At 43.7% G+C, this 12,473-nt stretch carries 13 protein-coding genes; 12 read left to right on the top strand and 1 reads right to left on the bottom strand.

Annotation, left to right across the window (positions count from 1 at the left end):
* Positions 1-17: 17 nt before the first annotated feature.
* Genes ACTJJQ_RS04020 through ACTJJQ_RS03990 form a run of 7 tightly spaced genes read left to right on the top strand, consistent with a single transcriptional unit; the run spans position 18 to position 5,728 of the window.
* Positions 18-719 (top strand): phosphoadenylyl-sulfate reductase, encoded by a 702-nt coding sequence (locus ACTJJQ_RS04020; RefSeq protein ID WP_008344917.1) that lies wholly within the window; start codon positions 18-20, stop codon positions 717-719.
* A 13-nt stretch (positions 720-732) separates the two neighbouring features.
* The gene (locus ACTJJQ_RS04015; protein ID WP_050827247.1) at positions 733-1,797 is read left to right on the top strand and encodes an inorganic phosphate transporter; all 1,065 of its coding nucleotides are present in this window, start codon (positions 733-735) and stop codon (positions 1,795-1,797) included.
* Between the two features lie 57 nt (positions 1,798-1,854).
* Entirely contained in the window at positions 1,855-2,991 is a 1,137-nt protein-coding gene (gene sat / locus ACTJJQ_RS04010; protein ID WP_440599971.1) for a sulfate adenylyltransferase, read from the top strand.
* Positions 2,992-3,004: 13 nt separating this feature from the next.
* Positions 3,005-3,598 carry an adenylyl-sulfate kinase gene (gene cysC, locus ACTJJQ_RS04005; RefSeq protein ID WP_008344911.1) on the top strand — a complete coding sequence of 198 codons (594 nt, stop codon included), beginning with the start codon at positions 3,005-3,007 and terminating at the stop codon, positions 3,596-3,598.
* 28 nt (positions 3,599-3,626) lie between these two features.
* Positions 3,627-4,382 carry a uroporphyrinogen-III C-methyltransferase gene (cobA, locus tag ACTJJQ_RS04000; RefSeq protein ID WP_035700704.1) on the top strand — a complete coding sequence of 252 codons (756 nt, stop codon included), beginning with the start codon at positions 3,627-3,629 and terminating at the stop codon, positions 4,380-4,382.
* 43 nt (positions 4,383-4,425) lie between these two features.
* Positions 4,426-5,244 carry a sirohydrochlorin chelatase gene (locus ACTJJQ_RS03995; RefSeq protein ID WP_440599999.1) on the top strand — a complete coding sequence of 273 codons (819 nt, stop codon included), beginning with the start codon at positions 4,426-4,428 and terminating at the stop codon, positions 5,242-5,244.
* Complete coding sequence (locus ACTJJQ_RS03990; protein ID WP_440599970.1) at positions 5,225-5,728, top strand: precorrin-2 dehydrogenase/sirohydrochlorin ferrochelatase family protein; 504 nt, start codon at positions 5,225-5,227, stop codon at positions 5,726-5,728. The genes ACTJJQ_RS03995 and ACTJJQ_RS03990 overlap by 20 nt, the downstream gene beginning before the upstream one ends.
* A 31-nt stretch (positions 5,729-5,759) precedes the next feature.
* On the opposite strand, the gene ACTJJQ_RS03985 is transcribed toward ACTJJQ_RS03990, so the two are convergent.
* Positions 5,760-7,469 (bottom strand): Rqc2 family fibronectin-binding protein, encoded by a 1,710-nt coding sequence (locus ACTJJQ_RS03985; RefSeq protein ID WP_440599969.1) that lies wholly within the window; start codon positions 7,467-7,469, stop codon positions 5,760-5,762.
* Positions 7,470-7,634: 165 nt separating this feature from the next.
* Between ACTJJQ_RS03985 and ACTJJQ_RS03980 the strand changes: the two genes are divergently transcribed.
* The 5 genes from ACTJJQ_RS03980 to rpoZ all read left to right on the top strand — a co-directional run bounded on the left by ACTJJQ_RS03980 (position 7,635) and on the right by rpoZ (position 12,446).
* A complete protein-coding gene (locus ACTJJQ_RS03980) occupies positions 7,635-10,310 on the top strand; it encodes a calcium-translocating P-type ATPase, SERCA-type (protein ID WP_007499684.1) in 2,676 nt (891 codons plus the stop codon).
* Between the two features lie 83 nt (positions 10,311-10,393).
* On the top strand, positions 10,394-11,269 hold the full coding sequence (locus ACTJJQ_RS03975; protein ID WP_017359340.1) for a YicC/YloC family endoribonuclease: 876 nt from the start codon (positions 10,394-10,396) through the stop codon (positions 11,267-11,269).
* A 76-nt stretch (positions 11,270-11,345) separates the two neighbouring features.
* The gene (gene remA / locus ACTJJQ_RS03970; protein WP_008344898.1) at positions 11,346-11,615 is read left to right on the top strand and encodes an extracellular matrix/biofilm regulator RemA; all 270 of its coding nucleotides are present in this window, start codon (positions 11,346-11,348) and stop codon (positions 11,613-11,615) included.
* 9 nt (positions 11,616-11,624) lie between these two features.
* Positions 11,625-12,239 carry a guanylate kinase gene (gene gmk / locus ACTJJQ_RS03965; protein ID WP_007499680.1) on the top strand — a complete coding sequence of 205 codons (615 nt, stop codon included), beginning with the start codon at positions 11,625-11,627 and terminating at the stop codon, positions 12,237-12,239.
* A 3-nt stretch (positions 12,240-12,242) separates the two neighbouring features.
* Positions 12,243-12,446 carry a DNA-directed RNA polymerase subunit omega gene (gene rpoZ / locus ACTJJQ_RS03960; RefSeq protein ID WP_008344896.1) on the top strand — a complete coding sequence of 68 codons (204 nt, stop codon included), beginning with the start codon at positions 12,243-12,245 and terminating at the stop codon, positions 12,444-12,446.
* Positions 12,447-12,473 lie beyond the last annotated feature (27 nt).

Below are 12,473 nucleotides of genomic sequence, written 5' to 3'. Positions count from 1 at the left end.
CCGGAAGGGGAGAAACAATGTTAACTTATGAAAATTGGCAAGAGCCGTCCATTACATTTCAAGAGGACGATTTGTATAAAGGAGCCCTATCTGTGCTGAAATGGGCGTACGGCCACTATGGTGATCAGCTCGTTTATGCATGCAGTTTTGGCATTGAGGGCATTGTCCTGATCGATCTTATTGCGAAAGTAAAAAAAGATGCAAGAATTGTCTTTTTAGATACAGGTCTGCATTTCAAGGAAACATACGACACCATTGATGCAGTGAAGGAAAGATATCCTGGTTTAGACATCGTGCTGAAAACACCTGAGCTGACGGTGGAAGAGCAGAATGAGCAGCATGGTGATAAATTATGGGAAACGAATCCTCAAAGCTGCTGCCATATGAGAAAGGTCATTCCATTGCAAGAGGCACTATCTGGCTATCCGGCATGGCTGTCGGGTTTAAGAAGAGAGCAGTCGCCTAAACGAGCAGGTACGAACTTCTTAAATAAGGATGAAAAATTCCAATCAGTCAAAGTATGTCCGCTCATCCACTGGACGTGGAAGGACATATGGAGATATGCGTCTAGAGAGGATCTTACTTATAATCCGCTGCATGACCAAGGATATCCAAGCATCGGGTGTGCACCTTGTACACAGCCGGCATTTACTGCTGATGATTTGCGTTCTGGAAGATGGTCAGGGACAGCAAAGACTGAGTGCGGATTACATGAGTAAGGGAGCATAATGTATGGAAATCGCCGCAATTTTATTTAGCTTATTCTTTGCTTTAAATATTGGCGCAAGCGGAGCAGCTGCTTCGATGGGCATCGCATATGGTTCAGGTGCGATCAAAAAGCCAATATACGCGCTCAGCGTTTGTGCAGTTGGAATATTAGCAGGTTCAGTGATTGGCGGCGGTGAGGTCGTCAAAACGATCAGCTCCGGGATTATGCCGGAATCTGTCATCACACTTGAAATTGTGTGTATCATCATTGGCTCGGCCGCATTATCACTTTTCATAGCGAATCTCTTGGCCATTCCTTTATCCACAAGTGAGGTCACAGTAGGAGCTGTGGTCGGTGTGGCAGCCGCATATAAAGTGCTGTATGTGAAATCGATCTTAGTCATTGTCTCTTTTTGGGTGATTATTCCGATTGTTGCCTTTGTTTTTACCTTTGCTGTTGTCAAAATCATCAGATTGTTCCCTAAACGGACATTATCCAAAAAAGGTACATTGATCTTATCTGTTGTTTTGATTATCAGTGGGTTTTTAGAAGCATTTTCAGCCGGCATGAACAATGTCGCCAATGCGGTCGGCCCGCTTGTCGCGTCAGGTGTTTTAACAGTCGGGCAAGGAACCCTTTACGGCGGAATCTTTGTGGCCATTGGGGCGCTGCTTCTAGGAAGAAGGGTACTAGAAACAAACGGAAAGAAAATTACACGCTATCAAACGGGTGAAGGCATTCTATTATCGAGCACCGGTGCAGGACTTGTCATCGTCAGCTCTATATTCGGACTCCCTGTTCCCCTTACTCAAATTACCTCCTCGTCCATTATTGGGCTAGGTATGGCAAAGGGTGGACCGAACATATTCCATAAACATGTTGTGAAAAAAATGCTGAAGGTATGGGTTGTGTCACCTTTCTTATCACTTAGTCTATCTTATTTGCTGGTAAGCCTTTTCTTAAAAGGAGACTATTACTCTATCTTTATCATGATGAGTGTACTGCTAGCTTCACTAGGTGCACTGAGTCTTATGAAGGCAGTTAAAAATGAGAGCAGCTCGATTCATGAACAGGGCGGCGGGATTTAAATATAAATCCGACTATTAACATCTAATAAATATGAACATTGAGAGGAAGATGAACAAATGAGTTTAACACCACATGGTGGCGTATTAATTAATCGAGTAAATGAAGAATATGATCTCAGCACAGCTGCAAAGGAAATTGAACTAGATGCGATCTCCTTTGCAGACCTTGAACTCATTGCAATTGGCGGATATAGTCCAATTGAAGGGTTTTTAACAAAAGCTGATTATGAAGCAGTTGTGAGCAGTATGCGGCTAGCAAGTGGTGTCGTTTGGTCTCTTCCGATTACTTTGCCTGTCACAAAGGAAAAAGCAGCGGAGATCAATCAAGGTGACATTGTTCGTCTATCGTATAATGGAACAGTATACGGGGTCATTGAGGTGGAAGATCAATACACACCTGATAAGGAAAAAGAAGCAGTGAATGTGTATAAAACAGATGACCGCAATCACCCAGGCGTGAAAAAATTATTTGAACGCGGTGACACGTATATTGGTGGTAAAATTACACTGACGAAACGCAGTGAAAAACCTTTCCCGCAATTTACGTATGAGCCAGAAGAAACAAGAAAACATTTTAAAGAAAACGGCTGGAAAACCATTGTCGGTTTCCAAACGAGAAACCCAGTCCATCGCGCGCATGAATACATTCAAAAGACAGCACTGGAAACAGTGGATGGTCTATTTTTAAATCCACTTGTTGGTGAAACAAAATCTGATGATATTCCAGCAGATGTAAGAATGAAAAGCTATCAAGTGTTACTGAACGGTTATTACCCGAAAGACCGCGTCTTTTTAGGTGTTTTTCCTGCTGCCATGCGTTATGCTGGACCAAAGGAAGCGATTTTTCATGCGCTTGTGCGTAAAAATTATGGCTGTACACATTTTATTGTCGGCAGAGATCATGCAGGTGTTGGTGATTATTACGGCACATACGAAGCGCAGGAGTTATTTGAACAATTTACAAGCGAAGAAATTGGGATCACACCATTAAAATTTGAACACAGCTTTTACTGCAATACATGTGAAGCCATGGCAACACCAAAAACATGCCCACATGATAAAAGCGAACATGTCATTCTTTCAGGTACAAAGGTGAGAACGATGCTGAGAAATGGTGAATTACCACCGAGCACGTTCAGCCGAAAAGAAGTCATTGAAACATTAATCGAAGGATTAAAAACGACAGTATCTTAAAGGAGGATATGACATGAGCAACGAACATATCGTGTGGCATGATTCATCTATTACTAAAAAAGAATATCAACAGAAAAACAACCATACAAGCGGGATCATTTGGCTGACAGGTCTAAGCGGTTCAGGTAAATCGACGATCGCCAACGCAGCGGCTCGAGAGCTGTTTGAACAAGGGTACCAAGTGACAGTCCTTGACGGCGATAACGTACGCCATGGACTCAATAAAGATTTAGGCTTTTCAGATGACGACAGAAAAGAGAACATTCGGCGCATCGGTGAAGTGGCGAAATTATTTGTTGAGCAAGGAACGATTGTTATTACTGCTTTTATTTCACCATTTCAAGAAGACCGCCAAATCGTAAGACAGTTAGTCGAAGACGGAGAATTTCACGAAGTGTTTGTGAAATGTGATCTGAACGTGTGTGAAGAGCGTGATCCAAAGGGGTTATATAAAAAAGCAAGAAACGGCGAAATTCCATTTTTCACGGGAATCGATTCACCATACGAAGAGCCAGCTGCGCCTGAGCTCGTCCTAGATACAGGTGAATTATCACGCGAGGAGTCAAAACAGCGCCTTGTTGATTATGTAAAAGATAAAACGAAATAATCGCCTGATGGCAGGGGGAGAAAGCAAGATGGGGAAAGTATACATTGTTGGTGCCGGACCGGGTGACCCAGACTTAATTACGCTAAAGGCCCATAAGGCAATACAGCAGGCAGATGTCATTTTATATGATCGTCTTGTCAATCAAGAGATTCTTGCCCATGCCAAACCGGAGGCGGAGTTGATCTATTGCGGCAAACTGCCGAATCATCATACGATGAGACAGGAAGCGATTAACGAAGCGCTTGTTGCTCATGCGAAGGAAGGGAACATAGTCGTTCGTCTAAAAGGCGGTGATCCCTTTGTATTTGGCCGTGGCGGTGAAGAAATCGAATGCTTAGCTGAGCATGGTATTCCGTATGAAGTTGTCCCGGGGATTACTTCTGGCATTGCAGCCGCTGCTTATGCAGGCATTCCAGTCACGCACCGAGAATTCAGCTCAAATGTTGCGTTTGTAACAGGGCATTATCAAAAGGATGAACATTTTGAAGAAAAGTGGGAAGCGCTGGCGACGGGGATTGATACCCTTGTCATTTACATGGGCGTCAAAAACGTGGAAAGAGTCCAGCGGCTGCTTTTGAAAAATGGGCGGAATCCTGAAACCCCAGCTGCGTTTATTCACTGGGGAACGACCACAAGGCAAAAGACGACTTGCTGCACGGTGGCGACACTATCTGAAACGGTTGAAAAAGAAGGGATTGAGCACCCAAGTTTAATCGTGGTAGGAGATGTCGTTCACTTTCATCAAAAGTTGAACTGGTTTGAACCAGCACTGATTGAGAAATGAAAACAAAGATGAAAAGACACGTGTGGACATCGTGTCTTTTCGTCTGAATAAAACTAAGGTCGCAAGGAGGAGTCAAATGAAACAAGCTGTCCTTTATGTTGGGCATGGAAGCAGGGTAAAAGAAGCACAGGATAAAGCCATTTCTTTTATGAAAAGCTGTATGCCGTTAGTGGAAGCAGATATCCAAGAAATTTGTTTTTTAGAGTTGACGGACCCTTCAATTGAAGAAGGGTTTGAGACTTGTGTGCAAAAAGGAGCAACCCACATTGCGATCGTCCCGCTCCTCCTTTTAACTGCCATGCATGCCAAATCAGATATTCCAGATGAGATTGTGAAAGTACAAAAACGTTTCCCACAAGTGAAGGTGACATATGGAAGACCTATAGGCGTGAACCAAGAAGTCACGAAAGCGGTTATCGCAAGGATTGAAGAAGCTGGATACAAGGGAGAGCGTGCAAAAATTCTCTTAATTGGCCGTGGAAGCTCTGATCCAGATGTAAAGCGGGATGTGTTTGGCATTGCAGATGATGTCCGTAGCATGTTGCCTTGTACAGAGGTTTTTCCGTGTTTTATTACAGCGTGTGAACCGAATTATCGTGACGTCTTAGCACAGTTAACAGTAGATGACGATACGCCTGTCTATCTCGTGCCTTATCTTTTATTTACCGGCATTTTAATGAAAGAGATTGAGAGTGAAGCGAATCAGGCGAGAGAGCGGTTGCGAGATGTCCGTGTCTGCCGATATATTGGGTTTCATCCCCATGTAAAAGCAGCTTATATTGAACGTGTGCAGGAAACCATCTTAAACAAAGAGGATGCGTTTCGTTTTCAAGGAGAAAGCCATGCTTCCAGTTCATCTTAATCTAACCAATAAACATGTGCTGATTGCCGGCGGTGGAAGGATTGCGGCTAGAAGGACGAGTGCGCTATGCATGGAGCCATGCAGCATAACCATTGTGAGCCCTGACATTTGTGATGAAATGGCGGATCTCATTGAGACATATGAGCTGACTTGGAAGAAAAAGAAAGTTGAGGCGGAAGATGTAAAGGATGCATTTTTAATTGTCGCTGCTACAGACGATCCTTCAGTAAACGAGTGGATGACGCAATCAGCGCTTCCTCATCAGCTCGTCAACTGTGTGAGCCGGTCAGAGCTTGGCAATGTGATTGTGCCAAAAGTTGTGAGGGCAGGAAAAGTGACAATCTCTGTATCTACGAGTGGTGCAAGCCCAGCCCGCACTAAACAGCTGGCTGAGGCCATTGAGACCTTGCTTGAACAAGAGGATGTAGATGCACTCGATGAGCTCTATATAGAAAGAAAAAAACGACAAAGAAAAAGCCGATAAAATCTCATCCAAAGATTTAATCGGCTCTTTTTTATTTTCTCAGCTTTAGGACAACATCCTCATCAGGCGTCACAAATAATGTTTGCTGCTGATCATACGTGACAAAGCCCGGTTTTGCTCCGTTTGGTTTTTTCACATGCCGGATTTTCGTATAATCGACAGGGACGGAGCTTGATTCTTTTGCCTTCGAGAAGTAGGCAGCAATTTGTGCCGCTTCAAGCAAGGTTTGTTCATCAGGCGCTTTGTGACGAATGACAACATGTGATCCAGGAATATCCTTTGTGTGCAGCCAAATGTCATCACGAGCTGCCGCCTTTGTGGTCAAATATTCGTTTTGCTTGTTGTTTTTTCCAACGAGAATCGGAACACCTTGAGAAGATTCATATGCTTCAAGCTGAATGGCCGATGGTTTTTTCTTTTTGGCGTTGCGCTTTTGTTTGGGACGCAAATATTTTCCTTCCACCAGTTCTTCTCTTATTTCCTCTAAATCTTTTGGTGAGGCAGAGGACAGCTGCTGGATCAGCTCGTCAAAATAAACAATTTCTTCATGTGTTCGTTCGATTTGTTCATTTACGGCCTCTACTGCATTTTTTGCCTTTTGGTATTTTGTAAAATACGCTTGTGCATTTTCAGAAGGGGTTTTGTTTGTTTTGAGCGGAATCGTGATCTCTCCGCCTTCTTCATCATAATAATTGATGACAGTCGCTTCTTTATCCCCTTTTTTAATTGCATATATATTGGCAGTAAGCAATTCACCATAAAGCTGATACTTGTGCGCATTTTGAGATTCTTCAAGCGTTCTTGTTAGTTTTTTCAGCTTGTTTTCATTTTTCTTTTTTTCATTCGCAACAAAACGTTCAAGATCAGCCGCCTGCTGTTTGACTCTATCTCTTTCAGCTTTTCCGAAATAAAAACGGTCAAGTAGCTCGCTAAGAGAATCAAATGTCTTCATGTCACCATGGACGTGCTGAAGTTCTAATAAATAAAAATACTCTTTCCCATCTTTTCTCGTGAGCTGAGGGGTAAAAGAATGCGCCTGAATGAGCTGAAACATCTCGAGCAATGTACTTGGAATCGTTTCCTGATTGGCAAGACCGGCCCTGTGGACAGCTTCCTTAGCAAACAGCGGAGAAACCCCAGAGAATGTATCGACAATTTGATTGGCGATTTTCCCTTCTTGAAAACGTAAATGCTTTAAAATATCTTCCTTCGTCACGTCAAAAGGATTCAGCTTTTGCTGTGCCGGCGGCAGAAGATATTGATGTCCTGGTAGCACCGTTCGATAGCTGTTCACAGATGGAGAAAGATGTTTCAGTCCGTCAATGATCTGCTCCGTTTCGTCCTCCACGAGAATCAAGTTGCTGTGCCGGCCCATAATTTCAATATATAGCTTACGGGTTTGTTCATCGCCAATTTCATTTCGGCTTCGCACGTGCAGCACGATCACCCGATCTAACCCAATTTGTTCAAAACGTTCAATGAACCCACCCTCAAGATGTTTTCTGAGGAGCATACAAAACATTGGCGGTTCGCTCGGATTATCATCATGGTGCTCAGTGAGCTGTACCCTTGCATAGCTCGGGTGAGCGGATAAAAGAAGCTTATGATTCTTCCCCTTTGACCGGATATGAAAAATCAGCTCATGCTTGTATGGCTGATGTATTTTCGAAATTCTTCCGCCAGTTAATGTTTCTTGCAATTCATTAGTCATACCGTATGTAAAAATGCCGTCAAATGACATGTTGGATACACCCTCTTCTTTCACACAAATCTACTGAAAGAACCTTACGTTTTCTCGTTCTTTAGGCAGTCTTATTATTATAGCATGATTTAGGACGAGTCTGAATAAACTGGCTTATAGAACACTGCATAAGAGAGAGAACAAAAGAGGAGTGGACGAGGTCAAATGAATTGGCATGAACTGAACCAAACCGATTTATTAAAAACAATGAATACATCGATAGGTGACGGACTGTCAGAAAAAGATGTGCAAAAGCGGCTTGAAAAGCATGGGCCAAATGAATTGCAGGAAGGGAAAAAGGCATCGGCGTTCGTTATTTTTTTAGCACAATTTAAAGACTTTATGGTGTTAATCCTGCTTGCGGCAACGATTATTTCTGCCTTTTTAGGTGAATACATTGATGCTGTGGCGATTGTGGCGATTGTGCTGATAAATGGTGTGCTTGGCTTTTATCAGGAACGCCGTGCGGAAAAGTCCCTCCAAGCACTAAAGGAATTATCAACGCCGCATGTCTATGCAAGGAGAAACAATGAATGGGTCAAGATCCCGTCCAAGCACCTCGTGCCGGGAGATATTGTGAAGTTTTCAAGTGGGGATCGAATTGGCGCAGATATCAGATTACTAGAAACAAAGAGTTTGGAAATCGAAGAATCTGCCCTCACTGGAGAGTCCATCCCAGCGGTCAAACATGCGAGTCCGCTCTCGCGAGATCATGTCTCGCTTGGAGATTTGACGAACATGGCCTTTATGGGGACGCTTGTCACAAGAGGAAGCGGTGTAGGGGTTGTCATTGGTACAGGGATGAATACGGCGATGGGACAAATTGCCGGTATGCTGGATTCAGCAGGTAATATGGAAACACCGCTGCAAAGACGCCTTGAGCAGCTGGGGAAAATTTTAATTGTTGCTGCATTATTTTTAACTGTTCTTGTGGTTGTTCTTGGTGTGGTGCAAGGTCATGATTTGTATCATATGTTCTTAGCGGGTGTATCTCTCGCTGTTGCTGCGATTCCAGAAGGACTGCCGGCGATCGTCACTGTCGCACTTTCCCTAGGTGTGCAGCGGATGATTAAACAAAAATCCATTGTCAGAAAGCTGCCGGCTGTGGAAACACTCGGCTGCGCCTCGATTATTTGCTCAGATAAAACAGGCACAATGACACAAAATAAAATGACAGTGACACATGTATGGGCAGAGGGGAAAACGTGGAATATTTCTGGCACTGGGTACGAGCCGTCAGGTGATTTTACCTTAAACGGAGAACTTGTCCATGTAGACAAACATCCAAGCCTGCAAAAGGTGCTATTATACGGAGCACTTTGTAATACATCGACCATTGTTGAAAAAGACGGTGAGATGAGACTTGATGGCGATCCGACAGAAGGAGCACTTCTAACCGCTGCGCGTAAAGCGGGTTTTACAGAGCAATTCATCGAAGCGGGATTTCGTGTGGTGGAGGAATTCCCTTTTGACTCTGAAAGAAAAATGATGTCAGTCGTCGTGGAAACGAATCAGAAGGAGCGGTATGTCATTGCCAAAGGGGCGCCAGATGTGCTGATGAACCGTTCAAGTCATATGATGCACGGCGGACGCACCGCATCATTTTCAAAGGCCCACCGGCAAGAAACAGAAGCTGCCATTCAAGGTTTAGCAAGACAAGCGCTTAGAACCATTGCGATTGCATATAAAAAAGTAAGCCTGACAGAAAAAATCACCTCTGTTCAGCAGGCAGAAACTGGCCTCACATTTATCGGTCTAGAGGGCATGATTGATCCACCTCGTCCTGAAGTGAGACGAGCGATTAAAGAATGCCGGGATGCTGGCATTAAAACAGTGATGATTACAGGCGATCACGTAGAAACGGCTAAAGCGATCGCTAAAGATTTAAGTCTCTTACCGAAGCAAGGAAAGGTGCTTGATGGAAAAGCTCTGGATCAGCTAAGCGACAAAGAGCTGGAGCAAACAGCAGAAGATGTGTACGTCTTTGCCCGTGTATCACCTGAGCATAAACTGAGAATTGTGAAGGCCTATCAAAAAAATGGCCATATTGTCGCGATGACAGGTGATGGGGTGAATGATGCGCCAGCGATTAAACAGGCGGATATCGGCATATCCATGGGGATTACCGGAACAGACGTTGCCAAAGAAGCTTCTTCTCTTATTTTGCTTGATGACAACTTTGCGACCATTAAATCCGCTATTAAAGAGGGCCGGAATATTTATGAAAACATTCGCAAATTTGTCCGCTATTTGCTGGCATCGAATGTGGGAGAGATTTTGGTCATGCTGTTTGCGATGCTTCTTGCGCTTCCATTGCCTCTCGTTCCAATTCAAATTTTGTGGGTAAACCTTGTCACAGACGGCTTGCCGGCTATGGCACTTGGAATGGATAAACCAGAAGGCGATGTCATGAAGAGAAAGCCGCGGAACATGAAAGAGGGGATTTTTGCAAGAGGGCTTGGTTGGAAGGTCATATCAAGAGGGTTTCTGATCGGGATTGCCACTTTGTTAGCCTTTATGTTTGTGTATCACCGTGATCCGAACAATCTTCAATATGCGCAGACGGTTGCATTCAGCACACTCGTTTTGGCGCAGCTCATTCATGTGTTTGACTGCCGCAGTGAACGGTCTATTTTTGAACGCAATCCATTCGGGAATATGTACTTGATCGGCGCCGTTGTGTCTTCCCTTCTGCTGATGCTTGTGGTCATTTATTATCCGCCGCTTCAGCCGATTTTCAAAACGGTGGCAGTCGCACCAGTCGATTGGCTTCTGATCATCGGTATGTCTGCATTGCCAACTTTTTTACTGGCAGGATCACTTTTGACAAGAAAAAAATAATTGGTTATGGTATAATTTTGAGGTAATAGTGTCTGCTATTACCTTTTTCATTTTATTAATATGAAAGAATTGGGTGTTTTCACATGATACGCAGTATGACGGGATTCGGCCAAGCGAGTAAAACGGATGGTGAACTGACAGTGTCAGTTGAGCTAAAATCGGTCAATCACCGTTTTAAAGAGGTTCATGCCCGTTTGCCGAGGCCGCTTTTATATTTCGAAGATACATTAAAAAAAATCATTCTTCGTCACGTGCAGCGCGGTCGAATTGAGCTGTTTGTTACGATTGAAGGCGGTAAACTTGCAAGCCGGTCTTTACAGATTGACTGGCCGCTGCTTGATGAATATATGAAAGCCGCAAAAGACCTTGAGGACCGCTATCATATTTCAGGTATTCAGCATGCACATGACTTACTGAAGCTGGAACAGGCTGTTCAGGTGGAAGAGTCAGTCAGCCGTAATGAGCAGCTGGAGCATTTGCTGATAGACACTTGTGAAGAAGCTGTCAAGGAGCTTTGCTTTATGAGAGAGCAGGAGGGAACATCACTTCAAAAAGACTGTGAACTCAGGCTGTCTGAACTCGAGGCATTTACAGAAGAAATCAAAGTGTTTGCACCAGAGGTTGTGAGTCAGTACAAAGAACGATTGAATCAAAGATTGCAAGAATGGATCGGAGAGGCGCTTGAAGAGAGCAGGCTGATCACAGAGGCGGCCATCTTTGCGGATCGCTGTGACATTACAGAAGAGATTACCAGGCTGAAAAGTCATTTTCAGCAGTTCCAGCAAATTTTGACGCAAGGCGGCGCTGCCGGACGAAAGCTTGACTTTCTTGTACAGGAGCTCAACCGTGAAGTGAACACGATTGGATCTAAAGCAAACCATCACCATTTAACAAAGCTGGTGGTTGAAATGAAAAGCGCTATTGAAAAAATAAAAGAACAAGTGCAAAATATAGAATAGTCATTGTGTATGCTGTTTACAGTGCGTCTCTTTCGGCGAGACTAGAGACGTTTATATTACAGGGGGACGAAAGAAGATGACCATAAAGTTGATCAATATCGGATTTGGAAACATCATTTCAGCGAATCGGATGATTTCGATCGTCAGTCCGGAATCAGCACCGATTAAACGAATGATACAAGACGCAAGAGATCGAGGCATGCTCATTGATGCGACATACGGAAGAAGAACCCGTGCTGTTGTCATTATGGACAGTGACCATGTCATCTTATCTGCCGTTCAGCCTGAGACTGTCGCGCAAAGACTTTCTGTAAAAGAAGAAATCATAGATGAAGGGCAGGGGTAATACGCCATTATGAAAGAAAGAGGACTTTTAATCGTTCTCTCTGGACCTTCGGGAGTTGGAAAAGGAACGGTCAGACAAGCCATTTTCTCCCAGGAAGATACGAAATTTGAATACTCTATTTCTGTGACAACCCGCAAACCGCGTGAAGGTGAAAGAAATGGTGTTGATTATTTCTTTAAAACCAGGGAAGAATTTGAACATATGATTGAAAACAAAAAGCTGTTAGAATGGGCAGAGTATGTCGGGAATTACTACGGCACGCCTGTTGACTATGTAGAACAAACATTGAGCGAAGGAAAAGATGTTTTCCTTGAAATCGAAGTGCAAGGTGCACTTCAAGTAAGAGAAGCATTCCCGGAAGGTCTCTTTATTTTCCTTGCACCGCCAAGTCTTTCAGAACTTCAAAACCGCATTATTACACGCGGGACAGAATCTGAGGATCTCATCCGTAACCGAATGGCTGCTGCAAAAGAAGAAATTGAAATGATGGATGCTTATGACTATGTCGTTGAAAACGACGATGTCGAGCTTGCATGTGAAAGAATTAAAGCGATCGTCCTTGCAGAGCACCTGCGAAGAGACAGAGTCGCACCAAGATATAAAAAAATGCTGGGGGTAGAATAAACCATGTTAGATCCTTCAATTGACTCATTGATGAACAAACTTGACTCAAAATATACACTTGTCACAGTGTCTGCACGCCGTGCACGTGAAATGCAAATCCATCAAGATCAACAAATCGAAAACACAAAATCCTATAAATTTGTAGGGAAAGCTCTTGAAGAAATCGATGCTGGTCTTTTGACATTTGAAAAAGAAGAGCAAGAATAACATCGCTTCTGCTATGCAGATACGATA

Source organism: Bacillus sp. 22483, assembly GCF_052044605.1.
Taxonomy (GTDB): Bacteria; Bacillota; Bacilli; order Bacillales; family Bacillaceae; genus Bacillus; species Bacillus altitudinis.
Note: the sequence above shows the minus strand (reverse complement) of the source record. Positions and strands in the feature narration are given on the sequence as shown.

Coding starts and splice junctions, on each gene's coding strand:
- ACTJJQ_RS04020 (WP_008344917.1), top strand. CDS start 18: ATGTTAACTTATGAAAATTGGCAAGAGCCGTCCATTACATTTCAAGAG.
- ACTJJQ_RS04015 (WP_050827247.1), top strand. CDS start 733: ATGGAAATCGCCGCAATTTTATTTAGCTTATTCTTTGCTTTAAATATT.
- sat (WP_440599971.1), top strand. CDS start 1,855: ATGAGTTTAACACCACATGGTGGCGTATTAATTAATCGAGTAAATGAA.
- cysC (WP_008344911.1), top strand. CDS start 3,005: ATGAGCAACGAACATATCGTGTGGCATGATTCATCTATTACTAAAAAA.
- cobA (WP_035700704.1), top strand. CDS start 3,627: ATGGGGAAAGTATACATTGTTGGTGCCGGACCGGGTGACCCAGACTTA.
- ACTJJQ_RS03990 (WP_440599970.1), top strand. CDS start 5,225: ATGCTTCCAGTTCATCTTAATCTAACCAATAAACATGTGCTGATTGCC.
- ACTJJQ_RS03985 (WP_440599969.1), bottom strand. CDS start 7,469: ATGTCATTTGACGGCATTTTTACATACGGTATGACTAATGAATTGCAA.
- ACTJJQ_RS03980 (WP_007499684.1), top strand. CDS start 7,635: ATGAATTGGCATGAACTGAACCAAACCGATTTATTAAAAACAATGAAT.
- ACTJJQ_RS03975 (WP_017359340.1), top strand. CDS start 10,394: ATGATACGCAGTATGACGGGATTCGGCCAAGCGAGTAAAACGGATGGT.
- remA (WP_008344898.1), top strand. CDS start 11,346: ATGACCATAAAGTTGATCAATATCGGATTTGGAAACATCATTTCAGCG.
- gmk (WP_007499680.1), top strand. CDS start 11,625: ATGAAAGAAAGAGGACTTTTAATCGTTCTCTCTGGACCTTCGGGAGTT.
- rpoZ (WP_008344896.1), top strand. CDS start 12,243: ATGTTAGATCCTTCAATTGACTCATTGATGAACAAACTTGACTCAAAA.